The sequence below is a fragment of the Collimonas arenae genome, from assembly GCF_001584165.1.
GTDB classification, from domain to species: domain Bacteria; phylum Pseudomonadota; class Gammaproteobacteria; order Burkholderiales; family Burkholderiaceae_D; genus Collimonas; species Collimonas arenae.
In genome coordinates this window covers 2,015,674-2,036,376 of the sequence record NZ_CP013233.1, presented here as the reverse complement: position 1 = coordinate 2,036,376, position 20,703 = coordinate 2,015,674, and the positions used below count along the sequence as shown (strand labels likewise).

Annotated in this window: 16 protein-coding genes; 11 read left to right on the top strand and 5 right to left on the bottom strand. The window is 58.2% G+C overall.

Going from position 1 to position 20,703, the window contains the following annotated elements; all coding sequences use genetic code 11:
- Nucleotides 1-470: 470 nt before the first annotated feature.
- The 7 genes from CAter10_RS09550 to CAter10_RS09520 all read left to right on the top strand — a co-directional run bounded on the left by CAter10_RS09550 (nt 471) and on the right by CAter10_RS09520 (nt 8,972).
- Entirely contained in the window at nt 471-2,102 is a 1,632-nt protein-coding gene (locus CAter10_RS09550; protein WP_061535258.1) for a methyl-accepting chemotaxis protein, read from the top strand.
- Between the two features lie 69 nt (nt 2,103-2,171).
- Nucleotides 2,172-2,630: a chemotaxis protein CheW gene (locus CAter10_RS09545; RefSeq protein WP_061533227.1), complete on the top strand. Its 459-nt coding sequence runs from the start codon at nt 2,172-2,174 to the stop codon at nt 2,628-2,630.
- Nucleotides 2,630-3,862 (top strand): CheR family methyltransferase, encoded by a 1,233-nt coding sequence (locus CAter10_RS09540; RefSeq protein WP_061533226.1) that lies wholly within the window; start codon nt 2,630-2,632, stop codon nt 3,860-3,862. Before CAter10_RS09545 ends, CAter10_RS09540 begins: the two co-directional genes overlap by 1 nt.
- Nucleotides 3,863-3,947: 85 nt before the next feature.
- Entirely contained in the window at nt 3,948-4,634 is a 687-nt protein-coding gene (locus CAter10_RS09535; protein ID WP_061533225.1) for a chemotaxis protein CheW, read from the top strand.
- Complete coding sequence (locus tag CAter10_RS09530; RefSeq protein ID WP_061533224.1) at nt 4,627-6,897, top strand: hybrid sensor histidine kinase/response regulator; 2,271 nt, start codon at nt 4,627-4,629, stop codon at nt 6,895-6,897. The genes CAter10_RS09535 and CAter10_RS09530 overlap by 8 nt, the downstream gene beginning before the upstream one ends.
- On the top strand, nt 6,894-7,931 hold the full coding sequence (gene cheB / locus CAter10_RS09525; protein WP_061533223.1) for a chemotaxis response regulator protein-glutamate methylesterase: 1,038 nt from the start codon (nt 6,894-6,896) through the stop codon (nt 7,929-7,931). The genes CAter10_RS09530 and cheB overlap by 4 nt, the downstream gene beginning before the upstream one ends.
- A gap of 30 nt (nt 7,932-7,961) precedes the next feature.
- Nucleotides 7,962-8,972, top strand: coding sequence for a GGDEF domain-containing response regulator (locus CAter10_RS09520; RefSeq protein ID WP_061533222.1), 1,011 nt, complete (start codon nt 7,962-7,964; stop codon nt 8,970-8,972).
- 60 nt (nt 8,973-9,032) lie between these two features.
- Here CAter10_RS09520 and CAter10_RS09515 read toward each other — a convergent pair whose 3' ends face one another.
- The 3 genes from CAter10_RS09515 to CAter10_RS09505 form a co-directional block, all read right to left on the bottom strand.
- Complete coding sequence (locus tag CAter10_RS09515) at nt 9,033-10,286, bottom strand: PepSY-associated TM helix domain-containing protein (RefSeq protein WP_061533221.1); 1,254 nt, start codon at nt 10,284-10,286, stop codon at nt 9,033-9,035.
- Nucleotides 10,287-10,294: 8 nt separating this feature from the next.
- Nucleotides 10,295-12,484, bottom strand: a complete 2,190-nt coding sequence (locus CAter10_RS09510; RefSeq protein ID WP_061533220.1) for a TonB-dependent siderophore receptor — start codon at nt 12,482-12,484, stop codon at nt 10,295-10,297.
- A 505-nt stretch (nt 12,485-12,989) separates the two neighbouring features.
- Complete coding sequence (locus tag CAter10_RS09505; protein ID WP_061533219.1) at nt 12,990-13,934, bottom strand: cation diffusion facilitator family transporter; 945 nt, start codon at nt 13,932-13,934, stop codon at nt 12,990-12,992.
- 224 nt (nt 13,935-14,158) lie between these two features.
- On the opposite strand from CAter10_RS09505, the gene CAter10_RS09500 reads away from it, so the two are divergent.
- Nucleotides 14,159-14,602, top strand: coding sequence for a CHRD domain-containing protein (locus CAter10_RS09500; RefSeq protein WP_061533218.1), 444 nt, complete (start codon nt 14,159-14,161; stop codon nt 14,600-14,602).
- Between the two features lie 264 nt (nt 14,603-14,866).
- Nucleotides 14,867-15,331, top strand: coding sequence for a hypothetical protein (locus CAter10_RS09495; protein WP_061533217.1), 465 nt, complete (start codon nt 14,867-14,869; stop codon nt 15,329-15,331).
- Between the two features lie 67 nt (nt 15,332-15,398).
- Here CAter10_RS09495 and aroQ read toward each other — a convergent pair whose 3' ends face one another.
- A complete protein-coding gene (gene aroQ, locus CAter10_RS09490; protein WP_061533216.1) occupies nt 15,399-15,980 on the bottom strand; it encodes a gamma subclass chorismate mutase AroQ in 582 nt (193 codons plus the stop codon).
- Nucleotides 15,981-16,100: 120 nt separating this feature from the next.
- Between aroQ and CAter10_RS09485 the strand changes: the two genes are divergently transcribed.
- Both CAter10_RS09485 and cls read left to right on the top strand, forming a co-directional pair.
- Nucleotides 16,101-18,317 carry a site-specific recombinase gene (locus CAter10_RS09485; RefSeq protein WP_082797852.1) on the top strand — a complete coding sequence of 739 codons (2,217 nt, stop codon included), beginning with the start codon at nt 16,101-16,103 and terminating at the stop codon, nt 18,315-18,317.
- A 205-nt stretch (nt 18,318-18,522) separates the two neighbouring features.
- Nucleotides 18,523-19,884 (top strand): cardiolipin synthase, encoded by a 1,362-nt coding sequence (cls, locus tag CAter10_RS09480; protein ID WP_061533215.1) that lies wholly within the window; start codon nt 18,523-18,525, stop codon nt 19,882-19,884.
- Here the strand turns inward: cls and hutG are convergent.
- Nucleotides 19,879-20,697, bottom strand: a complete 819-nt coding sequence (gene hutG, locus CAter10_RS09475; RefSeq protein WP_061533214.1) for an N-formylglutamate deformylase — start codon at nt 20,695-20,697, stop codon at nt 19,879-19,881. The two genes, cls and hutG, sit on opposite strands and share 6 nt — an antisense overlap.
- Between the last annotated feature and the right edge of the window lie 6 nt (nt 20,698-20,703).

Sequence of the window (20,703 nt, the reverse complement as noted above, 5' to 3'; positions counted from 1 at the left end):
GAAAGCCGGCGAATACTTGCCCTGCTTTCCTTGGCGTTAACGGCAGCTTCGGGCAATACCTGAAGGGTCTGGAAGAGAAATTCTAAAAATCCGAAGGCGGAACTCAAGTGGATGACGAGCGAACGGCCACGTCAGTTTGGCGTGATAGTTGCGGCGACGATGCCAAGCGCGTGTTGAGCATCAATAACAGCCGCAAACAACTGTTAAATCCATCATGTGGAATTTTTGATTGTTACCTTTGATTTTTCAGCAGCGGCTCAATTAAAGAACAAAAAAACCTGTAATAATCGCGCCCGGCGAACATCATGAATCGGCAAAAATTTACCCGCGTTCGACCTTACTGGTTTATTGTATCCGCGTAGCAATTCGCCTTTTCGGCATTATTGACATATCAATAATTTCAGAGCATGCCGGGTAACGCGCGCCGCAAACATGCGGCGACCACCCATCAAAAACAGGAGAGACAACACGTGAAGCAATGGACTATCCAACAGAGAATGCTGGTCAGTTTTGGCGTCATTCTGGCATTGATGGGACTCATGGCTGGCGTCACTTATCTCAAGCTGGCGGCGATCGACCATGAAACCACCAGCTTTCAGACCGACTCCATGCCTGGCCTGGAGTTAAGCACCGGCATTCGTTCCACCTGGTTTCAAAGCTACCTGCTGGTGATACAAGTCATCGCCCTCGATACGCAGCCGGAAAAGCGCCAGCGTGATCTTGCTACGCTACGTGTCGATGCCGAGAAGATGGATCAATTGCTGGTGGATTACGACAAGACCATTTTCGTGAGCGAAGACAGGAACAACTTCAATAATTTCAAGGCCGCTCGTACCGAGTACCAGCGCATCATGGCTGAAGTATTGAAACTCGACGATGCGCAAAAGAATCTCCAGGCGCGCAACCTGCTGATTGAGCAGCTTGAGCCTGCCTGGCAGAAAGGCCGCGCCGCCGCCACCGAGCTGCGCGATCTGAACCAGCGAGATGAAGTGCAGTCGGTAAACAACATTGTTTCTGCGGTAGTCGTCGCAAAAACCACGCTGCTGGTGGCGCTGGTGATTGCCTTGATCGTCGCCGTCATCTGCGGCTACTTTCTGTTGCGCGCCATTACGCGGCCGATGGCGGAGCTGATTGGCGCACTGGAAGTGATTCGTTCCGGCGATTTGTCGCAACGCCTCAACCTCAACCGCAACGATGAGTTCCACGCCCTGGAAGCGGGTTTGAACCGCATGTCGGATGAGTTGACAGGACTGGTTGGGCAAGCCCAGAAATCGGCGATCCAGGTCACTACCTCTGTCGTCGAAATCGCCGCCACCGCCAAACAGCAACAGGCCACAGCCAATGAAACCGCTGCGACGACAACGGAAATCGGCGCCACCTCGCGCGAAATCTTCTCGACCTCGCGCGAGCTGGTGAGCACGATGAACGAAGTATCGGCTGGTGCGGAAGAAGCAGCGCGCCTGGTCGGCACCGGCCAAGCCGGGCTGACCCAGATGGAAGACACCATGCATCATGTGATGGATGCCGCCGGCTCGGTCAATGCCAAGCTGGCCATCCTCAACGAAAAGGCCAGCAATATCAATCAGGTAGTCACGACGATCACCAAGGTCGCCGGACAAACCAACCTGCTGTCACTGAATGCCGCCATCGAAGCAGAAAAAGCCGGTGAGTACGGCCGCGGATTCTCGGTGGTCGCCACCGAGATCCGTCGCCTGGCAGACCAGACTGCCGTCGCTACTTACGACATCGAGCAAATGGTGAAGGAAATCCAGTCGGCTGTATCGGCCGGCGTAATGGGTATGGATAAATTCTCGGAGGAGGTACGGCGCGGCATCGCCGATGTGCAGAACGTTGGCGTGCAGCTGTCGCAGATCATCCACCAGGTACAAGCTTTGACCCCGCGCTTTCAGTCGGTCAACGAGGGGGTACAGGCGCAAGCCATTGGCGCCGAGCAGATCAGCCAGGCGCTCGGACAACTGAGCGATGCCGCCCAGCAAAGCGTCGAATCGCTGCGCCAGTCGAGCCAGGCCATCGACGAACTGACATTGACTGCCAACGGCTTGCGCAACGGCGTATCGCGCTTCAAATTGAAGCTCGGCTAAGAATTTGATTTTGCGAACCTGACGCCGCTTTGGCAGATACAACGGATACATCGGATACGTCCATACCACATGCTTTTTCTATTGTTCCAAATCGGTCAGGATCATTACGCGCTGGACGCCCGTCAGGTATCCGTCGTGCTGCCGTTGGTCAGTCTGAAGCAGATACCGGCCAGCGATCCGTGGGTGGCTGGCGTGTTTACCTATCGCGGCCAATCGGTGCCTGTCATTGACCTTAGCCAGTTGGCTACCGGCCAGCCGGCACAGCGCCGCCTCAGTACCCGCATCGTGCTGGCCCACTACCCGGCACCGGGGCCGGATAGCCGCCTGCTCGGACTGATATTGGAAAAAGCCAGCGAGATCATGCGGCGCGAACCGTCCGAATTTCGCGATAGCGGCTTCGATCATCGCAATGCACCCTATCTTGGCCCGGTCACCGACGATTCGCGCGGACTGATCCAGTCGGTCCAGGTTCATGACCTGCTGCCGCCGGATGTGCGGGAACAATTATTCCCGGCTGTGGAGAAGTAATGCCGCTGGCGAAATTTGAAACCATGTTGAAACGTACCATGGGCCTCGATATCCAATCGATCGGCAGACCCATGCTGGAGCGCGCCCTGCACGAAAGACGCGGCAAAAGCGGGAGCGACGACCTAGACGCTTATTGGTTGCTGCTGCAGATGTCCGAACAGGAACAGCTGCACCTGATTGAATCGGTGATCGTACCGGAGACATGGTTCTTCCGCAATCGCGAGGCGTTCAATGCAATGGCGCAACTGGCGTTGCAGCGCCCAGCCAACGCCAGCCAGCCGATGCGCGTACTGAGCTTGCCCTGCTCCACCGGCGAAGAACCGTATTCGATCGCGATGGCTTTGCTCGACATTGGCCTGGCGCCGCAGCAGTTCCATGTCGACGCCATCGACATCAGCCCGCAGTCGCTCGACATCGCGCGCCAGGCGGTATATGGCAAGAATTCATTCCGTGGCAACGACCTGGCGTTTCGCGATCACTATTTCGCGTTCCATGAGCATGGCTACGCACTGTCTGAAACTGTGCGCCAGCAAGTGCGCTTCATCCAGGGCAACTTGTTCGCCGCCGATCTGTTGCTTGGCGAAGCGCCCTACGACATCATATTTTGCCGTAATCTGCTGATCTACTTCGACCGCCCGACCCAGCACCAGGCCATCACCATCCTGAGCCAACATCTGGCAAGCGAAGGGTTACTGTTCGTTGGTCCGGCGGAAAGCCCGCTCATCATGCAACATCCGTTTACGTCGCTCAACGCGCCTATGGCATTCGCCTTCCGGCAAGGCGCGCCAAAAGCCCAGGATATTGCAAAACCCTCGGCCCCACCTCTGTTCGCGCAGCCTCCCCGATCCGCGCAGTCACGTCCGTCAACCAGAGTACTGAAACATGCGCCAATCGCCGTGAACATCCCGGCAGCAGCGACGATCGGGCATGAGAGTCTCGACACCGTGCAAAATCTGGCAGATCAGGGCAAACTCGCTGAGGCTGCCAGCCTGTGCGAGCAACTCATCAACCGCAACGGCGGCACCGCGGCTGCCTATTATTTGATGGGCGTCATCCACGATGCGGCCGACCGCAAGCAAGAGGCCGCAGAGTGTTATCGCAAAGCCATCTACCTGGAACCGACCCATGCCGGCGCATTGACGCACCTGGCCGCCCTGCTGCAGATCCAGGGTGACGAAGCTGCCGCCAAACTGCTGCTGCAACGCGCGCGCCGCGCGGCGGACAATACCTAGGACATGATGCTTGCCTTGCCCCCCACCCATCCAGCCTATCGCGTATCCAGCTCGGCAGGCGACGATCGTGTATTGTGCTAACACCATGACTCCATCTTCTCATCAACAGGCAGCGTCCAAGTCAGTACAGATCGACGATTGCTGGAACCGCATCGGCGTACGTGGCGACGGCTCATGTACGCAGCTGGCGCTGCATATCGACTGCCGCAATTGCCCGGTGCATGCGCGCGCCGCCGCCGAATTACTGGATCGGCTGCAGACGGACGATTTATCGTACAACGGGGAACAGCAGGCAGAGGACGAGCAACAGGACGGCGCCAGCCTGAAATCGCTACTGCTGTTCCGCATTGGCGAAGAGTGGCTGGCCCTGCCCACTGTACTGTTCGAGGAAGTGACCGAACTACGCCCGGTTCATGGTCTGCCGCATCAGAAAAACGCCACCGTACTCGGCATTGCCAATATCCGCGGCGAGCTGGTCACCTGCGTCTCGCTGGCGGCTATGCTAGGCGTCGACAACAAGCGTACGCAAACGACGGAAACGACTACGCGCTTGCTGGTGGTACAACGCCACGGCCACGCCACTGCCTTCAGCGCTGATGAGGTATACGGCACGCTGCGCGTTGCCACAGCTGCACACCAGTCGGTACCGACTACGCTGCCGCGTGGCGCAGGTCACTTTACCCGCGCGGTCATCCAATGGAATGACCACAGCGTCGGCTTGCTCGACGAAGAATTGCTGTTCCACACTTTGGACAGGAGCCTGCATGACTAGCGACGATATGCGCGATGCGTCAATGCTTGATCTGTTCCGCCTCGAGGTAGACACTCAGGCACAGGTGATGAGCAGCGGCCTGCTCGCCATCGAGCGCACGGCGTCGCCGGAGCAACTCGAAGCCTGTATGCGTGCCGCCCATTCGATTAAAGGTGCGGCGCGAATCGTCGGCATCCAGGCTGGCGTGGATGTCACCCACGTGATGGAGGATTGCTTTGTCTCTGCACAGCAAGGGAAAATCCAGCTGGGACCGCGCCGTATCGACCAGTTGCTGCGCGGCGTAGACCTGCTGCTGCGCATCGCCGCCAGCGCCGACGACCAAGGATTCTGGCAGGCTGGAGCGGGCCGCGGGGAAATCGACATTTTCCTGCAAGGATTGCAGGATAGCCTGGCGCAACCCGACGAACACGGACCGGCGCCCATACAGGAAACGTCGCAAGAAACACTCTCGGCAACAGCCTCCGAACCAGGCTTCGACGCACCGCGCGGCGCCGCGGAAGCCCATCAGGATCATGCCGATCGCATGCTGCGCGTCACTGCCACGCATCTGAACCAGCTGGTCGGGCTGTCGGGCGAATCGCTAGTGGAGTCGCGCTGGCTGCCATCCTTCAATACCTCGCTACTACGCCTCAAGCGGCAACATCAGCACGCCGCACATTCCTTCGATCTGCTGCGCGACACGTTGCGCGGCAGCGATTTATCGGAATTGCAACTAAATGCAATGCGGGAAACCCAGCAGCATATCGACGCCTGCCAGAAGATGCTGGCGGAACGCATGGCTGAACTGGAAGCGTTTGAGCGCCGCAATACCAGCCTGTCGCGCCGCCTCTACGACCAGGCGCTGGCTTGCCGCATGCGGCCATTTGCCGACCGGGTGGTGGGTTACGGCCGGATGGTGCGCGATCTCGGCCGCACGCTCGGCAAGCAGGTCCGGCTCGACATCAGCGGCGAGAGTACCCAGGTCGACCGCGATATCCTGGAGCAGCTGGAAGCGCCGCTAGTGCATCTGCTGCGCAACGCGCTCGACCATGGCATCGAAACACCGCCACAACGACGCGCTGCCGGCAAGGCCGAAGAAGGCGTCATCACCTTGAGTGCACGCCATCATGCCGGCCTGCTGCAAATCACCGTGAGTGACGATGGCAACGGCATTGACCTGGAGCAGCTGCGCAGCAGCGTGATCCGACGCGGCCTGGTCGAACAGGCTACCGCTGCGCGGCTCAGCACTTCCGAACTGCTCAATTTCCTGTTGCTACCAGGCTTCAGCATGCGCGACACCGTCACTGAAATTTCAGGGCGCGGCGTCGGCCTGGATGTGGTTCACGATATGCTCAAGCGGATGCGCGGCGCGATCCAGATGTTCAGCGAACCCGGCCATGGCATGCGATTCCAGTTGCAACTGCCGCTGACGCTGTCGCTGGTGCGCAGTCTGCTGGTCAGCATCGGTGGCGAGGCTTACGCTTTTCCGCTGGCGTACGTCAACCGCACGATGATATTAGACAGGCAACAGATTGAAATGCTCGAAGGCCGCCAACATTTTTCTTTCGACGGGCGCCAGATCGGCCTGGTCGCGGCCAGCCAGATACTGCAGAGCGGCGATGCTCCGGCTGGCGAAGACGGCATCGCCCTGGTGGTGATCGGCAATCAGGGCCAGACTTACGGCCTGCAGGTTGATCGCCTGCTGGGCGAACACATGCTGGTGGTGCAGCCGCTCGATGCGCGGCTGGGCAAGATCAAGGATGTCGCCGCCGCCGCGCTGATGGAAAACGGCGCGCCGGTGCTGATACTGGACGTTGCCGACATGCTGCGTTCGGTCGAAAAGCTGATTGCCCACGGCCATCTCGACAAAATCCAGAACAGCGCCGACAATCAGCAGGTCAAATCCAGTAAACGGGTGCTGGTAGTCGACGATTCGCTGACCGTGCGCGAGCTGGAGCGCAAATTGCTCAGTAACCGCGGTTATGCCGTGCGCGTCGCGGTGGATGGCATGGATGGATGGAACGTGTTGCGCAGCGAACCATTCGACCTGGTCATCACGGATATCGATATGCCGCGCATGGATGGTATCGAGTTGGTGACGCTGATCAAAAAGAACCCGCAATTGAAAGCAATTCCGGTCATGATCGTTTCGTACAAGGATCGACAGGAAGACCGCCAGCGAGGGCTTGAAGCGGGAGCCGACTACTATCTCGCCAAGGCCAGCTTCCATGACGAAACCTTGCTGCAAGCTGTCGAAGATCTGATCGGCGAGGCCAACGCATGAAAATAGGCATTGTCAACGACGCTCCCATTGCGATAGAGGCGCTACGGCGCGCACTGGCCCAACGCAAAGAACATGAAATCATCTGGATCGCCGAGGATGGCCAGCGCGCCACCGAACTGTGCGCCTGGCAGTTGCCCGACCTGGTCCTGATGGATTTGTTGATGCCAGTGATGGACGGCGTGGCGGCAACCCGTTACATCATGACGCATACTCCTTGTCCGATTCTGGTAGTCACCGGCGATGTCGGCGCCAACGTGTCGGCGGTCTACGAAGCAATGGCCTACGGCGCGCTCGACGCCATCGACACCCCGACCGCACTGGTCAAGCATCCGCGCAATGGCGCCAATTCGCTGCTGGCGAAGATCGATTCGATAGAAAAACTGATCAACCAGCGGCAGACACCGACAGACAACAGCAGCGCGACAAATCCGGCAAACAAATACGCGATGCCGCCACAGACAGCCAATTCCAAGTACCTGGTGGCGATTGGCGCCTCAGCTGGCGGTCCTGCCGCGCTGGCGACCTTGCTGTCACAACTGCCGGCCGACTTTCCAGCGGCACTGGTGGTGGTGCAGCATGTCGATGCCCAGTTTGCCGCCGGCATGGCCGACTGGCTGTCCAGCCAGATCAAATTGCCGGTACAGCTAGCGCAGGCCGGCGACAGCCCGACTCCGGGTTGCGTGCTGCTGGCCGGCACCAACGACCATTTGCGCTTGACCCGGCCGTTCCAGCTTGGCTACACCGAACAACCCAGCGGCTATCCGTACCGGCCATCGATCGATGTATTTTTCCAGAGCGTGGTCGAATTATGGGCAGGCAAGGCTGTCGGCATCCTGTTGACGGGCATGGGCCGCGATGGCGCACTGGGCTTGAAAGCCATGCGTGACAAGGGTTATTACACGATCGCGCAAGATCAGGAATCGAGCGCCGTCTACGGCATGCCGAAAGCAGCGGCGCTGCTGAATGCCGCCGATGTCATCCTGCCGATCAATCAGATTTCAGAAAAACTGCTGAGCATCGTCTCGAAGCAGTAGGAACAAGCAGTTCAGATACGGAGTAAGCATATGTATACCGAATTAAACCTCGACACCGATCAGCCGCCTGACGATTATCCGGTCATGGTGCTGCTGGTCGACGACCAAGCCATGGTGGGCGAAGCCGTCAGGCGCGCACTGTCGAACCAGATCAACATCGATTTCCACTACTGCGCCCATCCCGACGAAGCGATCGAAGCGGCGCAAAAAACCCGGCCGACAGTCATCCTGCAGGACCTGGTGATGCCCGGCATCGACGGCCTGACGCTGGTGCGTCAGTACCGTGCCAATCCGGCGACGCGCAATGTGCCGATCATCGTGCTGTCGACGCGTGAAGATCCGGCAGTCAAGAGCGCCGCATTCACGGCCGGCGCCAACGATTATCTGGTCAAGCTGCCCGACACCATCGAACTGGTGGCGCGCATCCGCTATCACTCTCGTTCCTATGTGAACCTGCTGCAACGGGACGAAGCCTACCGAGCGCTACGGCAAAGCCAGCAACAACTGCTGGAAACCAACCTGGAACTGCAGCGCCTGACCAACTCCGATGGTCTGACAGGACTCGCTAACCGGCGTTATTTCGATGAATATTTCGGCGCCGAATGGAAACGGGCGGAACGCGAACAAAGCCCGCTGTCGCTATTAATGATCGACATCGACGATTTCAAGCTGTACAACGACACCTACGGCCATCTGGCTGGCGACACTGCGCTGAAACAGGTGGCCGAATCCATCGGCACGTTCGCCAGGCGCCCTACCGACCTGGCGGCGCGCATCGGCGGCGAGGAGTTCGTCCTGGTGCTGCCGGCCATGTCGCCAGAGCATATGGTGGCGCAGGCGGAAAAACTGCAAACCGCAGTGCATGCCTTGAACATCGCCCACAGCGGTTCCAAAAACGACGCCCGAGTCACGGTCAGCATTGGCGGCGCCACGGTGGTGCCGGTGCGCGGAAGTTCGCAGACGAAACTGGTGGAAGCGGCTGATCAGGCGCTCTACCGCGCCAAGCGCAGTGGCAAGAACCGGGTTGAAACCACTGTCTGATTGGGTTGTCGGCGCATTGAACGCAGCGCCGCACGGCAGCGCTGCGAATCGCGGGAAATACTATTTCACCGTGTGGGCCGGCCTGGACGACGCAACTGATGCCACCTGGCGCGCGGATGACTGCCGCGCGCGCCGCTTGCGAGCCCAGATGACGACGCCGGTGACACTCAGCAATGCTACCGCCGCACCCAGCAACGAAATCATGATGCGTCCAGGGATGCCGAGAATCCGTCCTGAATGCAACGGGAACTGGGCCTGCATGAACAAGTCGCCGGCGCTGCCGGTGCCAGGGATCTTGCCGCCTGCCGGAGCGCCGCTATCAGCATCGAAATACAGCCAGGCGTTGCCTAACCCGACATCGCCGTGATCGTTACCGGCCTCGAAAAAGCCGACGCCATACAACCCGAATGCCGACGAGTAGAATACGCCGCCGACCGGTAGCGTCCAGCCGCGCCGCTGCCCTTCACCGGCAGCTTGCGCCACTACCTGTTCGCGGCTGACCTTGGCGTCCGCTGCCTGAGCCTGCGCCGGCGCTTTCGGCATGCGGGTATCGAATGCCGTCGGCGTCAGTGTCGACAACGACAAGATGATCGGCCGCATCACCGGCCGTTCCAGGTTCATCGAGACCGAGGTCACTGCCAAGATCAGCAGCAATATCCACAGCCATACGCCGCCCGAACGGTGCAAGTCGAAATTTAGTTTGTGCCCACCCTGCCGCCAGCGGAACACAAATGACTTGCGCCAGCTGCGCCAATTGGGGAAGGACAGCCACAGCGCAACGAAGCAATCGAGCGTCCACACCACGCCGATGATACCCATCAACCAGACCCCGAGCTCGATCCCGCCTACGTCCGGCAGATGCATTGTGTAATGCAGCTTGTACAGAAACGGCAGCAGGTTTTCACGGCTCAGAGAAACCGCGCCCCACATGCGTTTTCCCTGGATCTCGCCGGTGACCGGATCGACGGCAATCTGATTGAAACCCAGATCGTAAGGTTGTTTGGTGGCGGGATCGATGCGCGCCTCCACCATCATGTTGCTGGTATGGCCCGGCTCGCTTTCGGTCATCACGTAGGTGACACGCAAACGAGGATCCTGCACCTCGACCAGGTTAGCCAGCTGCAACCCCGGCATGACTTTTCCCCGCAACGCCTGCTCGGCGCTGCGGGCCTGGAACAGCTGCGGATTGAGCCATGCATCCAGCTCGTGATCCCAGGAAATGACGGCACCGGTAGCGCCGGCGATGAACAGGAACACTGCCGCTGCCAGGCCAAACCAGCGGTGCACGATGACCAGCAAAGGACGTAGCGACATGGTTGCTCTTAATACTTCCAGTTGACAGCAACGCTGCCATTGATCGGCGCACCGTAATAACCTTGGGACCAGTACAGGCTGGAAATGTATTTCTTGTTGGTCACATTATTCAGGTTGGCGCTGATGCTCACCTGCTTGTTGATGTCGTAACGCGCCATCAGGTTAAGCAGCGCGTAAGCTTCCTGCACCGTGGTGATGGTTGGCGTTTGCGTATAGCTGGTGGCCCCTTGCCAATTGATGCTGGCGCCGACCTTCAGTTTTTCGAATTGCGGGATTTGATAGGTGGCTGCCATGCGCAAGGTCTTTTTCGGCACATAGGTTTTAACCGAATTGCCATTGTCGTCCTTGATGGTCATCACTGTATAGCCGACGCTACCTTGCAAGCCCTTGGCCATTTCTCCGGAAAGCTCCAGTTCCAGACCTTCCGAATGTGCATTGATGCCGCGATAGTAAGCCTTGGCGCCGACATAACCGGCCTGCTCCGCCGAATTGTTTTGGTCGACCCGGAACAGTGCCGCCGAAGCATTCAGGCGGCGATTGAAGAATTCACTCTTCAAGCCCAATTCGTAACTCTTGCCTTCAACCGGTTTGAGCGTGGCGCCATTGATGTCGGTCTGGTTTTGCGGGTTGAAGATCTGGGTATAACTGGCGTAGGCCGACAAATTTTTGTTCAAGTCATACACTAGGCCGGCGTACGGCGTAGTCTTGCTGGCGCTGGTATCCTGGCTGACGCCATACGCGACGCCAGTGGTCTTGGCATCGGTATAGTTGGCGCCCAGCAGCAACTTGAGATCATGCGCCAGGTTCAGACGGGTCGCCGCGTACAGGGTCTTACGCTTGGAGACATAAGAGCTGCCATCGGTCGAGGCATTGAAATCAGGCTCGGGGTAGCTGCCGTCGAGGGCCGTAGTTTCGGTTAATGGCGTGCCAATGCCCTGGCCGTAGTGCGATACATCGTCGAGTGTCGAACGCGACCAGCTGGCGCCGAAAGTCAGGTCATGACGACGGCCGCCGAGGCTGTACTTGCCGGTGACATAGCTGTCGAGCAAAGTCTGCTTGTTGTCCGAGTGATACTGCGACGGATAGCTGAACAAGCCGGTGCCGGTAGCTTGATCCGGCGTGCCGTAGACATAGAAAAGTTTGCTGTCGTTAATTTGCGCGTTGCGCGCCAGTGTAGTCTTCCACTGCCAGTCATCATTGAAGCGATGATTCAGCTCGACGAATGCGCGCTGGTCCTCGGAATTCCAGAACGACCAATCGGCCGACGTACTGGCGCCAACCCCATAGTTGGTCGGCGCACCATTGCTGTAATACAGTGGCAACGCTCCCCACATGGCGCCCTTGCCATCGTTTTTCTGATAACTGTAGCCAAGCGTCAGCAAGGTGTCGTTGCTCAGGTTGGCTTCAATCACGCCATAGAAAACATTCTTGCTGGGCTGATATCGGTCCAGATAGGAATCGCCATCCTGATGCGCCACCACCACGCGCGCCGCCACCGTACCCTCACTATTCAACGCCCCCGAAACGTCGGCATCGATGCGCCGCGTGTTCCATGAGGCATAGCTGACGCCAGCGGCAGCCTGGAAATCGTAAGTCGGACGTTTGCGCAGGAAATTCACGGTGGCAGAAGGATTGCCGGTTGAGGACATCAAGCCGTTAGCACCACGCACCACTTCGATACGGTCGTACAGCGCGGTGTCGAGGTCGCCGTTCTGGTTGCCGAATACCATCGGAATACCCACGCCATCGAACTGAAAATTGGTGATGTCGAAACCGCGCGCCGTGTAGTAGGTGCGATCGGTTTCCACTTTTTCGACGGTGACGCCGGTAGTGCCGGCCAGCACCTCGTTGATGTTATCGAGCTTGAAGTCGTCCATCTTGGCGCGTGTCACTACCGATACCGATTGCGGTGTTTCGCGCAACGACATGTCCATCTTGGTTGCCGAATTGCTCTTGCGTACCGTGTAGCTGCCGGTCTTTTCGGTCGGAGTCTGCTGGTCGTTGCCGGCGGTAACAACCACTTCCGGCAACGCGGCATCTGCACCCGCGGCGGCGGCCTGCTGCGCTAATGCAAACTGAGACGTCCCAGCCGACAGTGCTAACGCCACCGCTGCGCTCATTGCGCGCAATGTCGGCGGCCGCAGCGCCGGACGTGAAAGGTCGAGCGTCGGCGCATGCGGCGCGTTGGTGTTGGTCATCGTTGCTTACTCCCTGAGTTGATCGTGAAAAGCTTTTTTATGGTTTGAGACAAAACACTGCAATTCCCTCCTATAGGCCACGCAAGGTATGCCGACCATAATGGATGCGGCGCAATGCACATTGCGTGGCGAGATTATTGGAGAGTCGTGTTTTGGAAAAACATAATAGTAATGCGAATGATTTGCATTATCAATAAAATGTTTTCAGATATCTAGCCAAGACTATGGCGACATCACGCAAGCTGCATGGCGAATTGACAGCACATCCGCCCATATTGCGGGCGGCCTCACCTGTCCTTAGTGGCATGGTCAGTGAATTACAAATCCGACAACGATAGAAAACAATCAGGAGAACGTCAGAGCGAACAATGCGAGTTACTGCCATGATGCCCGTAAATACAGGCCACGGGCATCATGGCGCACAATATGCTCCGGCTAGTGAAGCGAAACCGTCGCTTATGCGGCGACTCTTGGCAGAATGGCGAAACAGCGGCCCGCGATGCTGTCAGACGTGCATATGCGATGCTTCGTGGCCCTCTTCCGGCGCGCCGTAATTGCAACCGTCGTCAGTATGGGCACAAGGGAAAGTCTCGAACTGCAAGGTCGTGTGATACACCGAAAATTGCCGTGCCAGCACATCCTTGAGCGCCGGCAGCAATTGCTGCTCGACTGCGTATGCCGGATCGTACACCACATGCGCAGTCAGGCTTGCCTTGCCGCTGGTCAGCGCCCACAAGTGGAAATCATGCACGCTCAACACCCCAGGGACGGCGCGCATGGCGCTCTGTACCTGATCGATGTCCATCCCTTCGGGCACCCCTTCCAGCAGGATATTCACGCTTTCCTTCAGCAACACCCAAGTACGCGGCAGCACCCAGAGTCCGATCAGGACCGCAATCAACGAGTCGATCCAGGTCCAGCCGGTATAACGAATCAGCAACGCGCCGGCAATCACCCCAAGCGAACCCAGCATGTCGCTCCACACTTCGAGATAGGCCCCCTTGACGTTCAGGCTGGCGTCCTTGCCACTGCTCAGCAAGCGCATGCTGAGCAGGTTGACGAACAGGCCGAACACGGCAATGACCAGCATGCCGGTCGACTGGATTTCGGCCGGGCTGCGGAAGCGCTGGTAGGCCTCATACAGGATGTACATCGCCACCAGGAACAACAAGGCGGCATTAAATGCCGCCGCCAGAATTTCGAAGCGGTGATAGCCGAAGGTACGACGGGCGTCGGGTGCGCGGCGAGCGATACGGATCGCCGCCAATGCGATTGCCAGCGCCATGGTATCCGTCAACATGTGCGCAGCATCGGAAATCAGCGCCAGGCTACCGGTGACGAGGCCACCGATTACCTCCACCACCAGGAAAGTCGAAGTCAGTCCCAGCGCAATCCAGATATATTTCTCGTTCTGGCTGCTAGGTAAGGCATGGGTATGGCCTGCGCTCATGGGTATCCTCGGAATACGTGCAAATAAGTGTAAATAAGTGCTAGTTGCAATGTATCAGTGTTGTCGCACTGAGTTCTGCAATCGATTTTCTTTCGACGCCGTATACACTCATTAAAAACCCTAAAGCTACTACAAGGTCAAGCGGACACATAAAACATTCCGTAATGCCGAAAGCGGACTACACTAATGTGTGCGCTTCCCCACAACAAAACGAAGGAAAGAAAATGGCTAACCTACTAAAAAATGTCAGGCCGTCGTTGTTCGCTTCTGTCGCCCTGGCGCTCCTGCTAGGAGCGTGTTCGACCATGTCCATGGATATGGGCCATACCAGCAAGATCACCCTCGATGGTGGACACGAAGTGCCGCCTACCGGTTCGGCGGCAACCGGCAGCGGAACCATCGTGGTGGCGGCCGATAAATCCGTCAGCGGCAGCGTCACCACCGACGGCATGCAAGGCAAAGTGGCGCACATCCATGAGGGCGCACTCGGCAAGAATGGGCCGGTGCTGGTGGGCCTGGTCAAGACAGGCGACAGCACTTGGTCGGTCCCGGCCAACACCAAGTTCACGGATGCGCAATATGCCAGCTACATGGCAGGCAACTTGTACATCAATGTACACAGCGCTACCAATCCGGCCGGCGAAATACGCGGACAATTACTGCCCTGAACCTGCCCCTGAAATCGCCATGCCCACTCCTGAGACAAGTCCTCATGCGGGGTAGCCATGGCGATCAGCCCATATCCTGAATAGACGCATGCATTCTGCCCTCCGAATTTCCGGCGCTGTCGCTCTTGCTGTCGCACTTGTCGGCGGCACGCTATTTGCGATCGATCGTTCTACCGCCGATCGCCCCACCGTCCCGGACAGGACGAAAACCGTGGGCGACAAGGCAACGACGAACAATGCGGCAATTGCTCCCGCCACGCCCCCGTGGCGACGCCTGCTGCCACAGCGCTTACCGACAACGCCCAGCCTGCCGCAGCCCAACAACGACCGAGCGAACCGCTGCTGGAACACGTCGGCACTATCGCCAAATGCCGTATTGACGGCAAGATCGTCTACACCGACAAAGGCTGTCCGCGCGGCAGCAACGCCGAATCGCTGCAAATCACCGACAATGCGATCATTCCAGGCTACGACCGGGCGACAGTTGAAAACACGCTACGCCAACCACCGCCACCCGTGGCGCAAGCAGCGTCGCCGGCCGGCGTCCTTGAACCAACCACCTCGATCGGGACCGAACCCGATGTCGATTGCGTAGCTCTAGGACGGCGCTTCCAATGGCTCGATTACAATTACAACCGGGCCCGCCATTGGCAAGCGCCGCACATCCGCGACCGCATGCGGCGCGAGCGGGACGAAGTGCAAACCAGGATGTTCTGGGGCCATTGCTGATGCTGAAGACTCTGAGATCTTGGTCCTGCGCCTGCTAACAGCCCCGGGACCAAGTGCATCGCTTGCGTTATTTGACGCCCAGCCCCAGCAACGCAATCCGCCGCGGCTTGCCGTCGATATCGCCACGCACCAGTTGCAGCGAACGGGTTTCTATATAATCCCGGGTCCCCGGTCGGTTCAACAAAGACCGTGTACGGTGCAGTGCCGTGATCAGTTGTGGCGTCAGCTTATCCAGCACAGGCCGCACATCGCGGCCAAGATCGGCCACCTGATCGAACTTGTCCCGCCCCTCGGCACGCCATTGGTCCTGTAATTCCTGCTGCAAGGCTTTGCTGGCATCGAACTGTGCCTGGAAGAATTTCCGAACAAATGCCGGGTCCAAACCATCCGCCTGCGTCACCACGTCTTCCAGGATCAGCTTCTCACGCGGCGGATCGTTGATGGCGGCGCCGGAATTCCATTTGGCCTTGGCCACTTGGGGTGCTACCGCCAAGCGCTGGTCGATCAGGATCAGCAATTGGTCAATCTGTTCGCTGTCGGCTATCGTCAGGGATGGTGGAACGCTTTGGCATGCGGCGAGCGCAGCGAGTAGCACAATGGCCAGCCAGCGGCCGAATTGTCCTAAAATTTGCTTATTCACATTTTTCATGGATTCTTTCTTTGGCGCCTGATGCGCTTTGCAACTGCCGAACCAAACTTAACATTCATTTACCTTCAGCTGTGCCAAACTGAACGTACACTATCGATTTTGCATTCTATAAGAACTTACATGCTGTCAACACTAAAACTCATTGCCGCCGATCCGAACTCCGACAACATCGATCACCTGGTGGCATTGATAAACACGTTGCGCCCCAACAAGCCTGAACTTGGCGCACAAGCCGCCGAGAAGGTTCGCATATTGGTGCAACTGCTGCATGGCGAACCAGACCAGGCCAGCGCCCTGCGCCACTACGTGCTGCGGCTATTTTCAACACGGCGCCAGATCAGCCTGTACACCGACACCGGCATCTTGCCGAACGCCGGCTTCTTTACCGAACTGTTTCAGCGCATGTCGTTCCGGCTGCTGCCGCCCGCGCTGGATGAAAACTACTTGCGCGACTGCCTTGATCGTCTACTGCCGAAAGAGACCGATTATCTTTGGATCAATGCGGTACCAACCGCCGACTGGCTGGCCCTGTTCGATTTATTGAGTCGAGCTGCGCCGTACACCGACGCCGAAAACAATGCGGCCAGCGACGCCATCGATCGCCACAAGACCATCGGCGAAATGCTGGAAGCGATTCAGACGCTCTCTTACCGCATCAGTGCCATGGGCTTGGAGCCAGCCTTGCTCAGGCTGTATCCAAGCATTGATGAATTCGAATCGCCGTTCCTGATGCAGAACGTCGAACTGCATCTTTATCTGAACAGCTATCGCCAACACCTGGCCGCTGCCGATTCAGCTTTTGGCCAGGCCGAACTGCCGCCGCTGGAAGATGCGCGTCACCTGTCCGTGATGCTGGACCAATGCGAAACCATCGTACTCAAGATCCGCAAGAATGCGCTGCGCATGGGCAGCAGCGTGTCGCTGACCTACCTGCTGGTGCGCCTGGAGCAAAGCATCGCACGCCTGCGCAAGCTGCTGACATTGGTCGACGTCGGTGAAATCGGTATCACCGAACCCAACACTGAAAAGCCGGAAGGTCCGCTCGACTTGGGGGCGATCGAAGCGCAAGCCACAGCCCAGCAACTTGCCAAGCGCAGCGAGGCGCTCACCCTGGCGCAGGAACTGATCGAAGGGCATAACCGCAAATACGCAGTGCGCGAACTGTTCGCCGACAACATCAACCTGCTGGCCCGCAACGTTACAGAAAACGCCAGCCGCACCGGCGAGCACTACATCGCCGAAGATCGCTCGGAATACGCCACGATGTTCCGTTCGGCTGCCGGTGCCGGCTTCGTGATCGGTTTCATGTCGATGCTGAAGATACTGGCATCCTACCTGCGCGCCGCACCGTTGGTCGAAGCGTTCCTGTTCAGCATGAACTATTCACTCGGCTTCATGCTGATTCATGTACTCCATTTCACGGTCGCCACCAAGCAACCGGCCATGACCGCCTCCCGTATCGCTTCCGGCTTGCAAAGCCACGACGGTCGCAACATTGATATCGATAGCCTGGTGGAACTGATCGTCAAGGTGATCCGCACCCAATTCATTGCCGTTGCCGGCAACCTGGTGATCGCCTTCCCGGCCGCCTACCTGATCGCGCTCTGCTACCAGGCACTGTTCGGCCACCATCTAGTGTCGCCCGACAAGGCGGCTCACCTGCTGCACGATATCGATCCGTTCGCCAGCCTGGCCTTGTTCCACGCCGCCATCGCCGGCGTCTGCCTGTTCCTGGCCGGCCTGATTTCCGGCTACTACGACAACAAGGCGCTGTATACCCATATGGCCAAACGGGTAGCACGCGCGCACTGGCTGCGCGGGATTCTGGGAGAGGAGCGCCAAGCCCGTTTCGGCGAATATCTGGAGCGCAACCTGGGCGGCCTGATGGGGAATTTCTATTTCGGCATCCTGCTAGGCACCATCGGCACCATCGGCTTCATGCTCGGTTTGCCGATCGACATCCGCCACATCACCTTTTCCGCCACCAATTTCGCCACCGCCCTGGTCGGCCTGGACAACCACATGAGCTGGCAAACCGCCGTCACATCGGTGATCGGCGTCATCGGGATCGGCACCGTCAACCTGTGGGTCAGCTTCTCGCTAGCCCTGTTTGTCGCCCTAAGAGCCCGCCAGGTCCGCTTCCGCCACGGCTTGACCCTGGCCAAAGCAGTGTTCAAGCGCTTCTGCAAAGGCCCGAGGGATTTTTTCATTCCGCCGAAAAAGGTGGCGATTCCAGAGGAAGAACATCCGCTGCATAAAATCAAATCTGATCGATCAAGGGAAAAAATTTCGGGGGCGTTCGCTTTTGCCGGACGAACACGACTGATGCGTCACTGAACGTACTCCGTGGACCGTTAAAAGGGGGGCAGAGTAATTTTCGGCAAAACCCCGCCGAAAAAAAACTCCGACCCCATTTAACTATGTGATGGATGATTCCACATCCATCACATGCAGCAGAAAAGACAATTCGAGTAAGCACTCAAGCAAGCGCCATCACAACACTGTAATATCCCAACGGCAACGAACATCAACGCCACCAGATATGGAAAACACGTTGAACAACCCCGTGCCGCAGCGCCGAATCAATCGACTCAAGCGATACGCTGCCCTGCTGCTCGGCATCCTGACCGCTGCATGCTCAACCCTGCCCGATGTCAGCAACCTGAGCACATCGCTCACACAGAAAATCCCGGCAGCCACCAACGTAACCACCGGCCCAATTCTCGACCAGGCCCGCCTGGCGGCGCTTGAAGCAGCAGCCACCGGTAGCCCGCTGGTCCCTGGCAACAAAGTCACTCTGCTCTTCGATGGCCCCGAAACCATGACAGCCATGATTGCCTCCATCGAGCAAGCCAAAAGCACCATCAATTTTGAAACCTACATATTCGATCAGGATGAGCTGGGCCAGCGCTTCGCCAGCCTGTTGATTGAGAAACAGCGTGCCGGCGTGCAGGTCAACGTGATTTACGACAGCGTCGGCAGCATCGGCACCCCCAGCGCATTTTTCGAACAGATGCGCGCCGCCGGCATCAAGCTGCTCGAATTCAATCCGGTCAATCCGCTCAAACGCTTCGGCCGCTGGCAACTGAACCATCGCGATCACCACAAGATCCTGGTGGTTGACGGCAAAATTGGTTTTACCGGCGGCGTCAATATTAGTGCAGCCTATGCCAACAGCTCTTTGTTCCGCTCGCACCGCCACGCGACGGCGAATGATATTGGATGGCGCGACACCCATGTCCAGATCGAAGGTCCGGCAGTCGCCTCGCTGCAATTGCTGTTCCTGCAGACGTGGGTCAGCCAGCAGAGCGAAGACTTGCCCGACCTCGATTATTTCCCTGCGCTGAAAAAGGCCGGCGACAAGGCTGTTCACGTGCTCGGCAGCCAACCGGACGGCGACTATGGTATCTACAAAGCCTACATCCTGGCGATCCAGCAAGCCCGGCAAAGCATCCACATCACCACGCCCTACTTTGCGCCCGACCGGCAACTGGTCAATGCGCTTGAAGCTGCCGCGCGGCGCGGCGTCGATGTCACCTTGATCCTGCCCAGCGTGTCGGACAGCGGCTTGGTGTTCCAGGCCGGTCGCTCGTTCTACACGCAGCTGCTGGAGGCTGGCATCCATATCTACGAATTGCAATTGACAGTGCTGCATGCCAAGACCGCGGTGATCGACGGTGTCTGGTCCACCGTCGGCTCCGCCAACCTGGATATCCGCAGCTTCCTGCACAATTACGAAGCCAATGTGATCGTGATCGACAGCGATTTCGGCAATGAAATGGAAAATGCCTTCCAGGAGGATCTGCTCGACTCCGACCAGATTACGCTGGGACAGTGGCAGCAGCGACCGTTTTCCGAACACATCAAGGAATGGTCAGCGCGCTCACTCGGTTACTGGCTATAGCGCATGGGCATCGGCCCAGGTCAACATGGTCTGCAGGAAACGGCGCAGGGTCGGCCGCACCCGCGCTGCCCGCTCTTCATCGAAGGCAAACGGCAACTGTTCCTCCATGTAGGTAAGCTGGGTCTGCTCAAGCTGAACCGCGTGGATGTTCTGCTCCGGCTTGCCATAGTGGCGCGTGATGTGACCGCCTTTGAAACGGCCGTTCAAGGCATGGCTATAGCCGTCATCGGTCGCCAGCGCGGCAATCAATTGCAACTGCTGTGCCAGTTCCGGTGCGCAGGAGGCACCGGATGCCGTACCAAGGTTCAAGTCCGGCAGCCGTCCCTCAAAGAAACGCGGCACTACCGATGCTATGGAATGGGCATCCCATAGCATCGCCACGCCATGTTCGGCGCGCATGCGTTGCAGTTCATTCTGCAACTGGTTGTGATACGGCTCCCAATGACTGGTAATACGACGCTGAATTTCGGTGTCGTCGGGCTGCTTGCCATCTTGATACAAGGCTTCTTTATGGAAGGTGTCGATCGGGCACAGGCCGGTCGTGTCCTGCCCCGGATACAGGTTGACGTTGTCGCGCGGACGATTCAAATCGATCACGTAGCGCGAATGGGTCGCCACCAGCACCGAAGCGCCGATTTCATGCAGAAAGTCATACAGCAGCGGCATATGCCAATCGGTATCGGCTATCTGTAGCGCGACAGGCGTCATGTTGGCAGCGATCTCCGGCGGGATGTATTCGCCGGCATGCGGCATCGAGACCAACAACGGCAGGTGGCCGCGCCGGAATATGAATTTTTCTATCGGCGTATTCATTTTGTC